The sequence below is a fragment of the Sedimentibacter sp. genome, from assembly GCF_032080165.1.
GTDB lineage: Bacteria > Bacillota > Clostridia > Tissierellales > Sedimentibacteraceae > Sedimentibacter.
Genome location: NZ_DAMASY010000016.1, coordinates 13,328 through 30,821, shown reverse-complemented (window position 1 = coordinate 30,821; position 17,494 = coordinate 13,328). Strand labels below are relative to the sequence as shown.

The following is a 17,494-nucleotide window of genomic DNA, read 5'->3' as shown; positions in this document are numbered from 1 at the left end:
TTCATTGTAACCCTCCTGCTATGAAGCTAAGGGGATGTCTTAATTTAGTTATATCACTTTGAAGCAAAAAATGCAAATAGTGTAAATTTAATGTCGAGTCTGTCATAAATTATAAATTTAATGTATACTTCCTATTGTTTGCATAAATTAGACAAAAAAGTCACATAATTAAAATTATATTGATTTATAAGTATAATTCATGTAAAATATTATTAATTAGCTGAATTTAGTAGGAGGAATAAAGTAAATGAAAACGTATAACATTGACAAAATTAGAAACGTTGCATTAGTAGGTCATAGCAATTGCGGTAAAACAACATTAACAGAAGCACTTTTATATGTTACAAAAGTTACAAACCGTATGGGAAAAGTTGAAGATGGAAATACAGTATCAGACTTCGATAAAGAAGAAAAAGATAGACAAGTTTCAATCGGTACATCAATTATACCTGTAGAGTATGAAAACACTAAAATAAATTTTCTTGATACTCCTGGTTATTTTGATTTTGTAGGCGAGGTTTACGGAGCACTGAGAGTTGCAAGCGGAGCTGTTGTGGTTGTAGACGCAAGCTCGGGAATTGAAGTCGGAACAGAAAAGGTTTGGCGATATTTAGAGCAAAGAAACCTGCCAAGAATTATCGTACTTAACAAGATGGATAAAGAAAACGTTAAGTTTGATGTATTGCTTGAAGAATTAAGAGAAAGATTCGGAAAAAAGGTCGTTCCTTTCGCGCTGCCTATCGGAGAAGGAGAAAACTTCAAAGGATACGTGGATATAGTTGACCGTCAGGGACGTTTAATAGAGGAAATAGATAATGTTAAGATAGAAGTGCCGGAAGAGCTGACTGACAAGGTTGAAGAATTGAGAGGCGTTCTGATGGAATCCGTTGCGGAAACAGACGAATTGCTGCTGGATAAATTCTTCAACGGAGAAGAATTTACATATGAGGAAGTAAGCACCGGTCTGAAAAATGCTGTATTGGCAGGAGAGGTAGTTCCTGTTATAGTGATGTGTGCCACAAAAGCCATGGGAATCAAGTGCATGATGCACATGATTAACGAATACCTTCCTAACTCGTCAGATACGGGTGAGGTAACGGGAATGGTGGACGGAAAAACAACACCAAGAAAGGTAACTTCCACTCAGCCTTTGTCTGCTTTCGTTTTCAAAACGATTGTGGACCCGTTTGTCGGCAAGATTACTCTGTTTAAGGTAATGTCCGGAGTTATGAAAAAGGATACGGAAGTTTACAATGACGCTAACAGAGAGACTGAAAGAATCGGAAACATATTCTACCTGAGAGGAAAGGATCAGATAGAGGCTGCGGAGATTGTGGCGGGAGATATAGGAGCCACCGCTAAATTAATGAACTTTAAAACAGGAGACACTATTTCGGTAAAAGCAAGCCCGATTATATACAAGGGAATAGATTTCCCGAAACCTTCCTACTTTATGGCTGTAAGCGCCAAAACAAAGGACAGTGACGAAAAGGTGGGAGTTGGACTCCACAGATTGAACGAAGAGGATCCTACTTTTATAATAGAAAGAAATGTGGAGACAAAAGAGCTGGTTGTAGGCGGTCATGGAAATATTCAGCTTGCCGTTCTTGCAAATAAATTGAAAAATAACTTCAAGGTTGAAGTTGATCTGACCAATCCAAAGGTTGCTTACAGAGAAACCATCAGAGGCAAGTCAGACGTACAGGGTAAGCATAAAAAACAATCAGGAGGAGCAGGTCAATACGGTGATGTCCGTATTCGTTTTGAGCCTTCAGATGCTGACTTTGAGTTTGTAGATGAGGTTGTCGGCGGAGCAGTTCCGAGAAACTATATACCTGCCGTTGAAAAGGGACTGAAAGAATGCCTGGATAAGGGAGTGCTGGCAGGCTGCAAGGTTGTTAACATAAAGGCTACGCTGTATGACGGCTCATATCACGACGTTGACTCCAACGAAACATCCTTCAAGATGGCGGCATCCATCGCCTTCAAAAAAGGTATGCAGGAAGCCAAACCAGTTATATTGGAGCCTGTTGCAAAGGTTGAAATATATATTCCCGACGAATACATGGGAGATATAATGGGTGACATGAACAAGAGAAGAGGAAAAATCCTAGGTATGGAGCAGCAGGAGGACGGCACTCAGAAGGTACTGGCAGAAGCTCCGATGGCTGAAATGTACACCTATGCAATTGATTTAAAATCAATGACTCAGGCAAGGGGAAGCTTCGAAATGGAATTTCTGAGATACGACGAAATGCCTTTCAACATGGCCGAAAAAGTTGTAGCCGACTACAAAGCAAAGAGCGAAAATTAAAATAATTAATACCAGATAAATATATAAGACAAAATAGCACCTATGGGTATCATAACCAATAGGTGCTATTTTTGTGTTATAAGAATGATTATGATATAGACACAGAAATCTAATATTAGATATGAAATTTTATTAGAGTATTCATTCGGGGGGTGCTCGGTTGTATGTCCAATATAAATAATACGCCAGTGAATTTTCAATGTATTTAGATTCTCGTCCCTGCAAGCGGCTTGACGATCTCCCTTGAAAACTGTCTTATGTAAAAAGCACCAACAAACAATATAATTTTATTGCAATTTCAATGATTTCATCCAACGTAAACATACATATCATGCCTGTATTGATACCAAACATCAGACCGTTTAACGCCATAATTTGCTTTGCGTAAGTTGTAACAGGTTGATTTAACACAAGCAACGGCATCTGCTCCTGCTATGTAGAAATCACATATTTCATTTTTACTAATAAAGTCTGTGAATTCTTCACTGGTTAATGCGTTTCCTTTGTATTTTGTAAAAACACTTTTTGATACTATTCTCAAGTCTGAAGCTAATTCAGATCCATGTGTATTGGGTTTAAGAGTCCTCGTGCCGGCTGATAAATTTTCATGCCTTATATAAATAACATGAATATTATTATTGACTGCCCAATCAATAGCTTTATTGATATTGTCAATAATATCCTTGTAATTCTTTGTTATGTCATTTTGAATATCAATTATTACTAAGGCTTTTTTCTGCATAGTGTCTCCTCCTGATAGGTAGATTGATTTGTTTACTTTTTTATTGTACCATGTAATTGTTGACAACATTATGGCAACAATCTATAATGATAAAAAGAAATTTTGAAAGGTGGCTATCAGATGAAAGTTGACAGGCTTGTTAGCATTATTACGATACTCCTTGATAAAGAGCGTATAGGCGCACAGGAGTTAGCAGATATGTTTGAAATTTCACCCCGCACAATCTACCGCGACATAGACACTATCAACATGGCGGGTATTCCTGTTCGCTCAACATCGGGAGTGGGCGGCGGCTTTGAAATCATGCAGAAATACAAGATTGATAGAAAGGTTTTTTCGACTGCCGACCTTTCCGCTATCTTGATGGGACTTTATAGTCTTTCCAACATGGTACGAGGTAATGAACTGGTAAACGCCCTTGCCAAAGTCAAGAGTTTTATCCCCGCCGAACATAGTAAGCAATAGGAAAATATTCGCTTTGTATGAGAGTTGAAAAGTTTACTGAATTACAAAATAATTAGTCATACAAATTCAAATTTATATAGGAAATTATCTGTTTTAAAAGGAGGAAATTGCTTTGAGAGTAGAATTGAATCGATTAAAACCTGAGGAATTTATAATTCTATTTCACAGCGTTGGTTGGGATCCTCCAGAAGTGGATCAGGTAGCGATTGCTTTAGATAATTCAATATGCACATTTAGCTTATATGAAGGTAGTGAATTAATTGGGATGGCGCGAATTTTAGGCGATAAAGCCATGAGTTTTTATATTAAAGATTTTGTCATTTTACCTGAAAAACAAAATAAGGGAAATGGAAAATTATTAATGAATACAATTATTGCTACAATTAAAAATAAATTATCAAACGGATATAAGGTTAGTATAGAGTTGATAAGTTCTAAGGGGAAAGAAGAATTTTATGAAAAGTTTGGTTTTGAAAAGCGACCTTGCGATTATGACGGTGCAGGTATGTTTATGATGATATAGTTTGAAAAATGAACATTATATTTATGAAGGAGTTTTTATGAGCTTCAAATTTTGAAAAGGTGAAAAGGTATGTGTTAGAGCAATTGAACACAAAGATGCGAAACATTTTTTAAATGGTCAAGAGATTATGATCACAAGTCAGATAGATGTTGTGATGAAATTCATTTCCCAAGTACTTATTATATGGTAAAGGATGATATAAATACGGACTTCCATATAAAAGAACTAAAAATAAATAAAAGTTTATCTATAAATATTATTCAAGATAATGATTTAAGGTCACGTTACATTTTTAGAGGGGAATAACTATGTATGAGAATATTTTAAATTATTTAAAAGATAAGCCCAAATTATATGAGCCGAGTACAGCTCCATTTTGGGATGATGAAAATATTTCTAAATATATGTTAGATGCACACTTGAATCCAAATATAGAAGCTGCTTCTAGGCAATTGGATTTTATAAAAAGTTCTGTTGAATGGATTAGCTCTATGTTAAAAAAAACATCAGGAAAAAAATTATTAGACTTGGGATGTGGTTCTGGAATTTATGCTGAATTATTTTCAGAAATAGGATTTCAGGTAACAGGAATTGATTTTTCAAAAAGATCAATAGAATATGCAATTACAAATGCTAATTTAAATGCGAAAAATATAGATTACATATATAAAAACTATTTGGATATTGAATATCATAATGAATTTGATTTGATAACATTAATTTACTGTGATTTCGGAGTGTTATCTCCAAATAAAAGAAACTTTATTTTAGACAAAATTATGAATGCATTAAAACAAGATGGTATTTTAATATTAGATGGGTTTACAAGGAATCAACTTTCTGATGTACCAGAAAAACAGGATTTATATTATGCAGATTCTGGTTTTTGGTGCTCGAAACCGCATGTGTGTATACAACGAAATTATCATTATATTGAAACGAAAAATTATCTTGAACAGTATGTAATTATATCGGAAGATAATTGTGATTGTTATAATATATGGAATCAATTATTTACTGTGAAGTCTCTTTCGGATGAGATAAAGTCAGCTGGTTTTGAAAAAATAACACTTTATGATGATGTTTGTGGGAAAAAACTCTCTGATAAATCAAAAACTATATGTGCAGTGGCACAAAAATTTAACAAGACTGTGAAAGTATAATTACAGATAATATATCAAATTTGGGTGTAACAATTAAGAAGAGCGTATTGAGGAGGGGTTGGGATCAGGGAAAGGCAAAGAAAATATAAGAAGGTTGTTTAAAAAACAATCTTTCTTTGAATTTATTGCCTTATAGGGTATTTTAAATTAACCTCCACCTATTTCATCAGAATCGCTGAAAACACCTGGCACAAGACAATTTCCATCAGCGTCTTTAACCGGGCATTCATTTGAATAAATACTTTTATTATTAGAATTTCTTTTCAGAGATTTATTTAAATGAATATTTTTATCCTCTAGATTATTTTGATTATTTTTACTTCTTTCCATGTTGTGTTCTCCTAATTTAATATTATTATAAATTTATATATAGTATTGTGTATTTATACGATTTTTATGTATTGCAATTACTTAATAGTTAAAAATCAGGTTATGCTGTCTTTAAAGATTCACTTAATTAACACCTCTTGGGTGTAATAACAAGAGGTGTTTTTTATTTAATAAAAATGTGTCGGAAAGAATTGAAATAAATAGGAAAAATGTTATAATTTACTTAAACCTTTTTGAATAATAAAAATGTGATAATTCTCTTGTATTTTACAAAGGAAGAACAAAACAGATGGAAATATTGAATGAAAAACAATTACCGGAAGCATTTATATGGAATGATTCCATTGCTTAGTTACAAAATCGTTAGGTGCTGCAGGAAGCCAAAAAATTTATGTGAACATTGATTATGTTCCGCCTAAAGCATATAGCACCAAATATCATAGCCACTCCAGTCAGGAAGAGTTTTTTATGATCCTTTCTGGCTTGGAACTTTGTGCTTGAACGACAAAGAGTGGATTATATCAATAAATGAGAATTTATCAAAGGAGGGTTTAAAAAATGAGTGTATTTTTTTACGGCTGCATTACCATGGATGGTTATCTTGCTGACAAAAACCATAATCTGGACTGGCTTTATCAAACTGGTTCAATAGAAGAAACTGGTTATGAAAGTTTCTATAAAAGCATGGATATTACTATAATGGGCAAAAGAACATTTAATGAAATTGAAAACATAGAGAATATCGGCAGTCTTTATCCGACTACCAAAAATTATGTTTTTACACATGCTGAAAGCTTATCAGTCAGAGAATTTATTCCTATGAATTGTGATGTTGTTGAATTTGTGAAACAAATAGAGAGGGATAAAAATATTTGGATTGTTGGAGGAAACACAATATTAGCCCCTCTGTTAGATAATGATATGGTTGATAATATGATAATACAGATTGCCCCTGTGTTATTGGGGATGGGAATACCATTATTTTCACAAAAAGAAGTGTTGAAGCGATTTTGCTTGAAAGAAGTAAAAAAATACGGACAATTTGCAGAATTGATTTATAGTAAAATATAGTTCGTTCAGCTTTCAAAATTCCTTACCTTTATCATAGTTTGGTCATACAAATTCCAATTTGTTGTGAAGGGTAGCATAAATGTGTTTTGTCAGACTTTATTTTAAAGCTACAATTATGCAGTTTTAAAATAAAGTCTGACTTAAAAAAATAATCTGCACCTAATTTCAGGGGAGCAGATTATTTTATGTTACTTGTTCAAGAATTTTTTTATGCATATATTGATTTTTAAAGAAACTATTTGCTATCCTTGATTTTCTTTGCATTATAAAACTTCATAAGATTTTCAGGCATAATGTAATCATGTTCTTCCTGCTTTGTACTGCCACCACCATAAACCTCTTTTAAAATAGCTTCGATTATCATGGCTTTTGGAGGTTGCGTGTATTCTTCTCCTTCATAAACCCAAACCCGGCAGTCTATGTCGTCACCGCATAAATCTCCACATGATTCACATAAGCTTTCTCTAAAATTCGTTTGAATATCATTTCCATTAATACGAATGGTTGGTGAAGTTTTAAATTTATACTTTCTCGCAAGTTCCGGGTCAACTACATTTATTTTATTTACCGTTACATGTACACCTGTTGCTTCAAGAACTTTTGAAATTTCTGAAATTGCTTCATCTAAACTATTATCTGTTCCCTGGCATCGATTACATACTGTAACATCAAGATACAAAAAATCGATTACAATATTTTTTTTGTTGAAATCATTGTTAGTGGAAGTGCTGCAACAATTTGAACCGCAACAACATGAATTATTATTTTTCATCACGTAACATCTCCTTTTTTTATATAAAGATTATGAAATTACTATTTTACTTTCTCGAGAATCTTTATTATGTCGCTTGATTTCAACACCTTTCCGAATGACATAACTTTTTCATCAATTACCAATGCAGGTGTTTGCATCACACCATATGATACAATATCTTTCATATCTTGCACCTTTACTACTTCGGCTTTAATACCTGTTTCCTTTAATGCTGCTTCAGTATTTTCTTTTAATGCAACACAATTTTTACATCCCGAACCTAAAATTTTAATTATCATAGTTGAGCTCCTTTTAATATATTTTTATAAATTATATGAACAAATACCCAAAAGCATTAAATGCATATCCTATAATGACAATACCTACAGCAACTAATCCGACAAAAATCCCCAAGAGTCTTGGTTTAACAACCTGCTTTAACATAATAATTGAAGGCAAGGATAATGCCGTTACTCCCATCATGAATGAAAGAGCAGTTCCAATTCCGACGCCTTTGGCGACTAATGCTTCTGCAATAGGCAATGTACCAAATATATCGGCATACATAGGAACACCTACTATGGTTGCTATCAAAACGGAATACCATTTATCTTTTCCTAATATTGCAGCAATAGCAGTTTCCGGTATCCAATTGTGTATTACAGCCCCAATACCAACACCTATCAATATATACAACCAAACCTTTTTAATAATTGATAAAACCTGTTCTATAGAGTAGTTAATTCTATCTTTTCTTGTCATGCTTTCCTGTTTAATGTCAATGGATTTGTTGCCATAAACAAATGGTTCAACGTACTCTTCAAGCTTTAATTTACTAATTGCTGTTCCGCTAACTACCGCAAGTATAAGTCCTACAACAACATAACCAAATGCAATTTTCCAATTGAATATGCTTGCAAGCAACAACACTGAAGCCAAATCAACAAGCGGAGATGATATCAAGAATGAGAAAGTTATACCTAATGGCAATCCCGCACTTGTGAAACCAATAAATAACGGAATTGACGAACATGAACAGAAAGGTGTAACGGTTCCCAGTAATGCACCTAATATATTCCCCGTAATTCCATTAAATCTACCTAATATTTTTTTAGTTCTTTCAGGAGGGAAGTAACTTTGTATATAAGAGATTATAAAAATCAGAACTGATAAAAGTATAAATATTTTTATAACATCATATATAAAAAAGTGAATACTTCCGCCTACTCGCTCTTGGATACTTAATCCAAATACATTTTCCACTAAAAGCTTAATTAAATCGGAAAGCCACTCCATTTTAAGCAACTGGTTATTTAGCCACTGAAAAATATTCATTTTTATTCTCCTTCAAAGCATTAAATTACTATTCTGATTTCATATTTTGTGCTATACTGTCAATAAAATTTTGAAGATTTTCAAAATTATCTATGTCGATTGAATACTTAGTCCATATACCGTCTTTCCTGCCGTTTACCAAACCACTTTCGCATAATATTTTGTCAAAATAATTTGCCTCCTACTTATATAGATATCCATCTATGTATTTAGGATTATTATATGCAATATATAGATAACTGTCAATATAATTTTGAAATTATATTTGCGTTCGTCTATGTATAATCTATAATACATGATGAATCCCGGCGTTATTGCTTGTTTGCGCAATCAGGCGTTATACAATCGCATTTTACATAATATTTACAAAGTACATATTGACACATGAGCATATAATCATATACAATGATTTTGTAAATTAAAAAAATATTAGTAGGAGATAGACTATGAGTAATAAGTCAAAAGTAGCATTTATATGCGTTCATAATTCATGCAGAAGCCAAATAGCAGAAGCGTTAGGCAAACACTTTGCGAGTGATGTATTTGAAAGTTATTCAGCTGGAACAGAAACTAAGCCGCAAATTAATCAGGATGCAGTAAGGCTGATAAAAAAGATTTATAATATAGATATGGGACAGACTCAATATTCAAAGCTGATAACAGAGCTTCCTGAAGTTGATATAACTATAAAAATGGGATGTAATGTTATATGCCCTTTTGTAGACAGCAAGTATGAAGAAGATTGGGGATTAGATGACCCGACAGGCAAAAGCGATGAAGAGTTTGAGGTTGTTATTGCAGAAATTGAGAAAAAAGTAAAAGAACTTGCTTCAAAAATAAAATCGGGAAGTCTATTTTAATAATTTTGTGTTAAATATGAGTAAATGCTCATAAAATAATATAGAAATATGAGGAGGATAGTATGAAAAGAATACAAATATTTGAACCGGCAATGTGCTGCTCAACAGGAGTATGTGGTGTGGGTGTTGATACGGAATTAATTAGAATATCAACTGTTATTAATATGTTAAATAATAAGGGTATAGAAGTTGAAAGATTTAATTTATCAAATGCACCACAGGAATTTATTAAAAACAATAAAATAAACAAATTAATTAATGAGAAAGGTGTTGATGTTCTTCCGGCAATATTATTAGATGGTGAATTAGTTGTAACAGGAAGATATCCAACCAATGAAGAAATAGCAAAATTTTTTGATTTAACTGTAAGAGACTTTGGTTCCCGGCCAAATGTTCTAAAGGCAAGCAGAAAGAAATCAGGCGGCTGCGGCTGCGATAGCGGCGGAGATTGTTGATAGGAGGAAATTATGATTGATATTTTAAAAGCATTAGCTGACGAATCAAGATTACGCATTTTATCTCAAGTACTTAAAAGTGAAATGTGTGTTTGTGAAATTGAACATTGCTTGGGACTTACCCAATCCAATGCATCAAGGCATTTAAATGTACTAAAAAAAGCAGGAATCTTAGACAGCTATAAAAATGCTCAGTGGACTTACTATAAAGTAAGCGAGGAATTTATAAATGACAATAAGGAACTATACGATTATCTGAAAATAAAAATCAGCACACTTCCTTTCTATACAGATGATTGTTCTAAATTTGAAGACTGTAAACCGCAGGATTTATGTAATAAATAATTGGAGGATACTATGAGCAATGAAAATACATCCGGAATAGGATTTTTTCAAAAATATTTAACGTTATGGGTTGCACTATGCATGGCGGCCGGTGTTCTTATAGGAAGGTTAATACCGGCAATTCCAGAATTTTTCGGCAAGTTTGAATATGCTAATGTTTCAATACCGACTGCAATATTAATTTGGGTAATGATATACCCTATGATGATGAAAGTTGATTTCCAAAGTATTAAAAATGTAGGCAAGAATCCAAAAGGATTGTACGTAACATGGATAACAAACTGGATTATAAAACCGTTTACAATGTATGCTATTGCATCATTTTTCTTGTTTACAGTATTTAAAAACTTTATTACACCTGAACTTGCAACAGAATATCTTGCCGGTGCAGTACTATTGGGAGCAGCCCCCTGCACAGCAATGGTTTTTGTATGGAGCACATTAACTAAAGGTAATCCTGCATATACAGTGGTTCAAGTAGCAACCAATGACTTAATTATATTAGTAGCATTTATTCCAATAGTTAAATTTTTGTTAGGAGTCAGCAATGTTTCAGTACCTTGGGATACGCTGGTTCTATCTGTAGTGCTTTTTGTTGTTATACCACTATCAGCGGGAATATTAACCCGAATGAATGTAATAAAGAACAAGGGATTGGACTACTTTGAAAAAGAATTTCTGCCTAAATTTGATGGCGTAACAACAGCAGGGTTATTATTAATGCTCGTTTTATTATTCTCATTCCAGGGAGAAACTATATTAAATAATCCATTGCATATTTTGTTGATAGCAATACCGCTTACTATACAGACATTATTAATATTCTTTATTGCATATTTTGCTTGTAAATGGCTTAAGTTGCCTTATGACACAGCAGCACCGGCTGGAATGATCGGAGCATCAAATTTCTTTGAACTTGCAGTAGCAGTGGCAATAGCACTGTTTGGAATGGATTCTCCTGCAGCACTTGCTACTACAGTAGGCGTATTAACCGAAGTTCCAACAATGTTATTTTTAGTGTTTATTGCAAACAAAACAGCACACTGGTTCCCGGCAAAATAATTTAACAAGTGGAACATTTTCATGCTGTTATGCATTGAAACAAATTAGGAGGCAAAATGGAAATATTTAACCCTATAAATATAAATTTTACAAAATACTTATTTTTTACAGGCAAAGGCGGTGTGGGTAAAACATCCGCCGCTTGTGCCACAGCTGTGACTTTGGCAGACATGGGTAAAAAAGTTTTATTAATAAGTACAGATCCGGCATCAAATTTACAAGATGTGTTTGATACCTTAGTAATTAATGGACTGTTTACTGAGTACGATGACGAAATATCTAAAAGCTATTATATCAAGCAGCAAAGAGCATTGTCAGAAATGCCAATGGGACTTAAGAATATAACAACCTATGTAATACCTCTCAGGGCGTATAATATTACAGGTATTGAAAATGTAAGAGCATTTTTAACAGAAGAAAAATTTAATATAAACGAAGAAAAATTAAATACAGAGTTTTAAAAGGACTAAAAGATATAACAGATGATCTTTATAGCAAAAACAAAAAAGTAATATTCACAATGGGAAAAGGTGGAGTAGGCAAGACAACAATAGCTGCAGTAATTGCCTTAGGATTAGCTGAAAAAGGAAAGAAAGTTCATTTAACAACAACTGATCCCGCAGCTCATCTTGATTTTGTTATTGAAGAGCAAATTGGTATCACTATAAGTCACATAGATGAAAAAGAAGTACTTAAAAAATATCAAGATGAGGTTTTAGATAAAGCAAAAGAAACAATGTCGGAAGATGATGTAGCTTATATAGAGGAAGATTTGCGTTCGCCATGCACGCAAGAAATTGCAGTATTCAGAGCATTTGCAGAAATAGTTGAAAAAGCTGAAGACCAAGTCGTGGTTATTGATACCGCACCGACGGGTCATACATTGCTGTTGTTAGAATCAACCCAAAGTTACAATAAAGAAATATCACGTTCTCAAGGCGATATACCAGAATCGGCAAAAAAATTATTACCAAGACTAAAAAATACTGATGAAACTGAGGTAATAATTGTTACTCTACCGGAAGCAACCCCTGTTTATGAAGCATTGAGATTAGAAGAGGATTTAAAACGTGCAGACATATGTACAAATTGGTGGGTTGTAAATTCTTCTCTCTATAAAGTAAATACTATCAATAAATTGTTATCTGCAAAAGCAAGCAACGAAATTGAGTGGATCAACAGAGTTTTAGAACATTCAAAAGGAAGATTAGCAGTTGTCGGCTGGAGTTCTGACGAAATCAAGGGTGAAAAATTAAACGATTTAGTTAAATAACTGTGTCAAACTTTGTTTTTAAGCTACAAATTATTGTAGTTTTAAAAAATGGGATAGGGAACGGTTCTATTCGTTTTATGTTGCGACGAATAGAATCGTCCTTTTAATTTTGATAATTCAAATAATTATTTTCGTAAGTAGAATTAATACTGACGGAATAACTTTTATTAAGGTGAATCTTCGTCGGATGCAACTGCATCCGGTGTAACCGGAACAAGGTCGCTGTAGTCTTCAAAACAATAATACCATTGTAAGCATGACATATCCGGGCTCGGAGGCGTTGAGGCTCTTTCTAAAAGACCATCATATGTATATGGGGGCGGTACTATAACCGGCTGTCCGGGCAGCCAGTTTGCAGGCGTGGAAACCATGTATCTGTCGGTTGTTTGAAGGGCATCAATCAATCTGAGCAGCTCATATATGTTTCTTCCGTTCGTGGCGGGGTATGTCAGTATGGAGCGTATTTGGCGGTTGGGGTCTATAATAAACACATCTCTTACGCTTGTTTCATATATTCTGTCGGGATTAACCATGCCGTACAGTCTTGAAATCTCGGCATCTCTGTCGGCTATCAGAGGAAATGGTACTTCCATTCCGGTAAATTGCTGTATATTGTACAACCATGCCAAATGTGCCGGGTTGCTGTCTATGCTTATGCCGAGAAGTTGTACATTCCTGTTTTCAAATTCAGGAGCAAGCTGCGTAAATGCAATAAATTCAGACGTACAAACAGGCGTGAAATCTCCCGGATGTGAGAACAGCAATACCCATTTTCCCGTATATTGTGACAGTGTTATTACTCCCCGGGTTGTTATTGCGGTAAAGTCAGGGGCTATCCGCCCTATGGAGAGACATTCTCTGTTATTCGATATCATATAAAATCCTCCTGTATTTCTGATAACATTATATCATACCTGAGTCGAGTGCAGCGCAAGCTCGCTTGCATTGCCGAGGCGATGGTATAATATATGTATTATATAATATGAATACTGTATTTTATTGTGAAGAGAAGTAACAAAAAAGATTAGTTAAATTCCATCGACTATAGATGCGGTGAACATCTTAATTTAGTTATATTAAAGTATTTATTTCGTTTTTTATAAAATCTTCCAGAATATCATCAAAAATTTCTAGTGATTTTATCTTGTTAGGTATAGGATTTTTATTGGTAATCTGATAGCAAATACGTTTTGGCGGAGGGTCAATTATTTTTGAAATTGTAATATTTTTTTTGTTGAATTTTTTCGCTACAGAAAAAGGTACAATTGACCAGAAATCTGGTATATCCATAAATAAACTCAACAGTGCTACTGTATCTACTGTTGAAAACTTTGTTGTATGGTTTTGCCATATATTTTCATGCCATAATTGAAACTTCGGTCCGTGATACATAAATATTCCCTTATCAGGCTTTAGGTCTGTTGGATTAACAATATCAGGCAGATCAGAACCTGACGAAGAAATTAAAACCATGTTTTCACTGAATAAAGGTTTGCATGTGATGTTCTTATATGGTAATTCCCATAATACAAAACCTGTATCAATTTCATAATTTTCAATCATTTTATATATAGTGACTGTCCAATGTGTACTAACTCTAATAATCATATGTCTGTCACTTTTTAAAATTTTTCTATATAATTCATAGAATATATATGTATTTAGACTATCAACACCACCTATGCTAAGTTCATGTAAGGCTTTTTGTATTTTCCATACTTCGGTATCCTTATGAAGGGATTTCCATCTTTCTGCGATATTAATAAACTCTTCACCTTTAGTAGTTAGTGTAATAAATCCTTTTCCTTGCTCACGCTGTATAAGTTCGCTGCCTATTTCTTGCTCCAAAGCTTTTAATCGATAGCTTACGGTTGACTGAGACAAAAAAAGCAACTCGGCTGCCCTTGATAGGCTTCTGGTTTCTGCAATAGCCAGAAAAGTTTCAACATTAGTATAGTCCATAAGCGTCCTCCAAAATATAATATCGAATCTTTAGATATTATATATTAAACTTTTCAGTTTTACAAATATTTTAAATAATAATATAATTAGGAAAACGAAATCATAATTTGTAGCAATGATTTTAGTAAAAATAATATTAAAAAGGAGCATATGTATGGAAAAGTTAAAAAAGTTATCATTGGGTAAACAAATTTTAATCGGAATTATAGTAGGCTTGGCAGTTGGGCTAATTTCACCAAAGACAGCTGAGACATTGTCGCCTTTAGGGGATGTCTTTCTCAGATTGTTGAAGATGCTCATCGTTCCACTTGTATTTTTCAGTATTACCAATGGAGTATGTAAAATGGGAGATGTTAAGCAGCTTCGTACTGTTGGACTGCGATTTGTATTATATATTGTTATAACATCGGGTATAGCAGCAGCTATTGGAATTATCGCAGGACTTATTTTCCAACCGGGTACAGGGACAACTGAATTTTTGAACACAGAAGCAGTTGTTGAAAGTGTATCTTATAACTTTATTGATAATGTTGTTTCGTGGGTACCGGATAATATTATACAAGCAATGTCGACTGCTAATATGCTTCAAATTATTTTCTTTGCCATTTTCATAGGAGTTGCTTTGCTTTCATTAGGTGAAAAAGTGAAAGTATTAATTTCTTTTTTTGCTCAGGGAAGTGATGTAATGCTAAAGATTACAGAGTTTGTAATGGCGTTTTCACCAATAGGTATTGCATCATTAATGGCAACCATGGTGACTACAGTAAGCGGTTCAACAATGAAAGAAGTAATTGGCTTAATTATAATTGATAACATAAGTGTATTACTGGTACTATTTGTTACTTATCCAATATTAATTAAAGTATTTGCTAAACTTAATCCTCTTATATTTATGAAAAAGATTACTGCACCAATGCTGGTTGCGATAACTACGACATCTTCAGCAGCTACGCTTCCTGTTTCTATTCGTACTGCCGATGAAAAATTAGGAATTCCTGAAAACATTTATGGTTTCACGCTCCCGCTTGGAAATACATGTGGTATGAATGGGTTTGCCCTCTTTATAGGATTATGCTGCATATTTGCTTCGAATTTATATGGGTTTGATATTACATTTGGCAGGATATTTCAATTTGTTTTTCTAGGTATGATCTTATCCGTTGGAGCTGCTGGTGTAAAGGGTGCAGGTATTGTTATGTCAACAGTTTTAATGGAAGCATTAGGAATGCCATTATCACTGATTCCAATATTAGCAGCTATATGGCCTGCTATCGATCCAGCTCATACTGTATTAAATAATGTTGGTGACTTAGTTGGAACTACAATTATATCCAGACAATTAGGAAAGATGGATATGGAAGTATATAATAAAGAATTAAGTAGGAGTAATAGTTAGGTAAATGTTAACCAATATAAATTATAATTATTATTTGGAGGCAAAAAATGAATGACAAAATTAACCAGGGAGAGTTGTTTAATGAACAGCTTTCTAAAGAAATTAAAGAATTATTTCACCATGTGGATGAAGATCCTATATTAAATAAAAGAAGAATCTTTTTCGATAATGCAGGTGGTTCTCTAAGACTAAAAAAAGCTAATGATGCATTAAAAGAAGTGGATGAGTTGCCTGATTGTCCGGAACACTCTAATTATACCGCTAAGTGGCTATTGGAAGTTCAGAAAAAGGCTAGTGAGGATATTAAAACAATATTCAACGCAAAATCAGGTAGTATTATTACATCCTTGACAGCATCAATGGTTATATTTGAAATGAACAGAGCGATAATAGAAAATGTTTCAGGCAATAATGTTGTAACCACTGCTCTGGAACATCCATCTGCATATGACTCAGTTGTTAGCTATGCTGAGAAAATGGGGAAAGAAGTAAGAGTTGCAAAAACCAATCCTGTAACTGGAGGAGTTGATGTAAGTGAGATTACAAAGCTCATAGATAAAGATACTTGTTTGCTAAGTTTTATATATGCTTCAAATATTTCAGGTGCAGTTATAGATGTAGAATCAATTATAAGAGAATGCAGACAAATTAAACCTGACCTTTATATTGTTGTAGATTCTGTGCAGCATACACCCCACGGTGCTTTAGATTTAGAAAAAACTCCGGTTGATGGAATAAATTTTGCACCTTATAAGTTTTTTGGCACGAGGGGATTTGGAGTTGGATTTATGTCTGAAAGAGCCGCAAGGCTGCCTCATAATAAACTCATTGCAAAGCCGTTAGAAGAATGGGAGTTAGGAAGTCCTGCACCATCCCAATTTGCGTCAATAACAGAAATAGTAAATTATGTTTGCTGGATTGGAGCAAAATTTATTGATTCAAATGACAGACGAGAGTTATATGTGGAAGGTATGAACAGAATAAATCTTCATGAAAGAGCATTGATGTATAGAATGCTGAATGGCTCTGATATAATAGAAGGACTCAGAAATATTAATGGTGTTAAGGTATATTTGGATTATGAAGATCTTTCTACAAGAGATTTTATAATGGCTGTAGGATTTGATAATATTGGATGTATTGAAGCGGTTGCAGAATATGAAAAAAGAGGAGTAATAACATTTGAAAGAGTTGCTTCAAGTTTATATTCTGTAAGAATGCTTAATTCATTCGGTATAGAGGGAGTAGTTAGAGTATCTCCGCTTCACTGTCATGATGTGAATGATATTGATGAATTCTTGAGAATTACAAAGGAGATTTCTTTGCTATAACCTTTAGAACAGTATTCGACAGGTCGAAATGTTGAGTACTGTTTGGTTTATACCGGAAATTAAGGGATTTCCGTATAAGCCTGTTGTCAGAACATGGAACAAAAGAGCTGTGA

General features: G+C 33.7%; 17 protein-coding genes and 2 pseudogenes. 12 read left to right on the top strand and 7 right to left on the bottom strand.

Annotation, left to right across the window (positions count from 1 at the left end):
* Positions 1-247 precede the first annotated feature (247 nt).
* The gene (fusA, locus tag RT412_RS16295) at positions 248-2,314 is read left to right on the top strand and encodes an elongation factor G (RefSeq protein WP_313346560.1); all 2,067 of its coding nucleotides are present in this window, start codon (positions 248-250) and stop codon (positions 2,312-2,314) included.
* 307 nt (positions 2,315-2,621) lie between these two features.
* Here fusA and RT412_RS16290 read toward each other — a convergent pair whose 3' ends face one another.
* On the bottom strand, positions 2,622-3,056 hold the full coding sequence (locus RT412_RS16290; protein WP_313346562.1) for an isochorismatase family protein: 435 nt from the start codon (positions 3,054-3,056) through the stop codon (positions 2,622-2,624).
* A gap of 120 nt (positions 3,057-3,176) precedes the next feature.
* On the opposite strand from RT412_RS16290, the pseudogene RT412_RS16285 reads away from it, so the two are divergent.
* The 3 genes and pseudogenes from RT412_RS16285 to RT412_RS16275 form a co-directional block, all read left to right on the top strand.
* Positions 3,177-3,515: pseudogene (locus tag RT412_RS16285) on the top strand (helix-turn-helix transcriptional regulator); the annotation flags it as partial.
* Positions 3,516-3,633: 118 nt separating this feature from the next.
* The gene (locus tag RT412_RS16280; protein ID WP_313346564.1) at positions 3,634-4,044 is read left to right on the top strand and encodes a GNAT family N-acetyltransferase; all 411 of its coding nucleotides are present in this window, start codon (positions 3,634-3,636) and stop codon (positions 4,042-4,044) included.
* A gap of 308 nt (positions 4,045-4,352) precedes the next feature.
* A complete protein-coding gene (locus RT412_RS16275; protein ID WP_313346566.1) occupies positions 4,353-5,207 on the top strand; it encodes a methyltransferase domain-containing protein in 855 nt (284 codons plus the stop codon).
* Between the two features lie 147 nt (positions 5,208-5,354).
* Here the strand turns inward: RT412_RS16275 and RT412_RS16270 are convergent, their stop codons facing one another.
* The gene (locus tag RT412_RS16270) at positions 5,355-5,537 is read right to left on the bottom strand and encodes a hypothetical protein (RefSeq protein WP_313346568.1); all 183 of its coding nucleotides are present in this window, start codon (positions 5,535-5,537) and stop codon (positions 5,355-5,357) included.
* Between the two features lie 558 nt (positions 5,538-6,095).
* Between RT412_RS16270 and RT412_RS16265 the strand changes: the two genes are divergently transcribed.
* Positions 6,096-6,608 (top strand): dihydrofolate reductase family protein, encoded by a 513-nt coding sequence (locus tag RT412_RS16265; RefSeq protein ID WP_313346569.1) that lies wholly within the window; start codon positions 6,096-6,098, stop codon positions 6,606-6,608.
* Positions 6,609-6,843: 235 nt separating this feature from the next.
* On the opposite strand, the gene RT412_RS16260 is transcribed toward RT412_RS16265, so the two are convergent.
* The 3 genes from RT412_RS16260 to RT412_RS16250 are packed head-to-tail and all read right to left on the bottom strand — an operon-like array spanning position 6,844 to position 8,697.
* Complete coding sequence (locus RT412_RS16260) at positions 6,844-7,380, bottom strand: DUF2703 domain-containing protein (protein ID WP_313346571.1); 537 nt, start codon at positions 7,378-7,380, stop codon at positions 6,844-6,846.
* Between the two features lie 41 nt (positions 7,381-7,421).
* Positions 7,422-7,661 carry a thioredoxin family protein gene (locus RT412_RS16255; RefSeq protein ID WP_313346573.1) on the bottom strand — a complete coding sequence of 80 codons (240 nt, stop codon included), beginning with the start codon at positions 7,659-7,661 and terminating at the stop codon, positions 7,422-7,424.
* A gap of 31 nt (positions 7,662-7,692) precedes the next feature.
* Positions 7,693-8,697, bottom strand: a complete 1,005-nt coding sequence (locus RT412_RS16250; protein ID WP_313346576.1) for a permease — start codon at positions 8,695-8,697, stop codon at positions 7,693-7,695.
* Between the two features lie 446 nt (positions 8,698-9,143).
* Here RT412_RS16250 and RT412_RS16245 point away from each other — a divergent pair, with 446 nt between their 5' ends.
* The 5 genes and pseudogenes from RT412_RS16245 to RT412_RS16225 all read left to right on the top strand — a co-directional run bounded on the left by RT412_RS16245 (position 9,144) and on the right by RT412_RS16225 (position 12,692).
* Positions 9,144-9,557 (top strand): arsenate reductase ArsC, encoded by a 414-nt coding sequence (locus RT412_RS16245; protein WP_313346578.1) that lies wholly within the window; start codon positions 9,144-9,146, stop codon positions 9,555-9,557.
* A gap of 62 nt (positions 9,558-9,619) precedes the next feature.
* On the top strand, positions 9,620-10,012 hold the full coding sequence (gene arsD, locus RT412_RS16240; RefSeq protein ID WP_313346580.1) for an arsenite efflux transporter metallochaperone ArsD: 393 nt from the start codon (positions 9,620-9,622) through the stop codon (positions 10,010-10,012).
* Positions 10,013-10,024: 12 nt separating this feature from the next.
* On the top strand, positions 10,025-10,357 hold the full coding sequence (locus RT412_RS16235) for a metalloregulator ArsR/SmtB family transcription factor (RefSeq protein WP_313346585.1): 333 nt from the start codon (positions 10,025-10,027) through the stop codon (positions 10,355-10,357).
* A 12-nt stretch (positions 10,358-10,369) separates the two neighbouring features.
* Positions 10,370-11,419: an ACR3 family arsenite efflux transporter gene (gene arsB, locus RT412_RS16230; protein WP_313346588.1), complete on the top strand. Its 1,050-nt coding sequence runs from the start codon at positions 10,370-10,372 to the stop codon at positions 11,417-11,419.
* A gap of 56 nt (positions 11,420-11,475) precedes the next feature.
* Positions 11,476-12,692, top strand: a pseudogene (locus RT412_RS16225) (ArsA-related P-loop ATPase).
* A gap of 167 nt (positions 12,693-12,859) precedes the next feature.
* On the opposite strand, the gene RT412_RS16220 reads toward RT412_RS16225, so the two are convergent.
* Positions 12,860-13,567 carry a peroxiredoxin gene (locus RT412_RS16220; protein ID WP_313346591.1) on the bottom strand — a complete coding sequence of 236 codons (708 nt, stop codon included), beginning with the start codon at positions 13,565-13,567 and terminating at the stop codon, positions 12,860-12,862.
* A 196-nt stretch (positions 13,568-13,763) separates the two neighbouring features.
* Positions 13,764-14,654: a LysR family transcriptional regulator gene (locus RT412_RS16215; RefSeq protein ID WP_313346594.1), complete on the bottom strand. Its 891-nt coding sequence runs from the start codon at positions 14,652-14,654 to the stop codon at positions 13,764-13,766.
* A 154-nt stretch (positions 14,655-14,808) separates the two neighbouring features.
* Here RT412_RS16215 and RT412_RS16210 point away from each other — a divergent pair, with 154 nt between their 5' ends.
* Together RT412_RS16210 and RT412_RS16205 are read left to right on the top strand one after the other, a co-directional pair.
* Positions 14,809-16,050 (top strand): dicarboxylate/amino acid:cation symporter, encoded by a 1,242-nt coding sequence (locus tag RT412_RS16210; protein WP_313346597.1) that lies wholly within the window; start codon positions 14,809-14,811, stop codon positions 16,048-16,050.
* 47 nt (positions 16,051-16,097) lie between these two features.
* Positions 16,098-17,381, top strand: coding sequence for an aminotransferase class V-fold PLP-dependent enzyme (locus RT412_RS16205; RefSeq protein ID WP_313346602.1), 1,284 nt, complete (start codon positions 16,098-16,100; stop codon positions 17,379-17,381).
* Positions 17,382-17,494 lie beyond the last annotated feature (113 nt).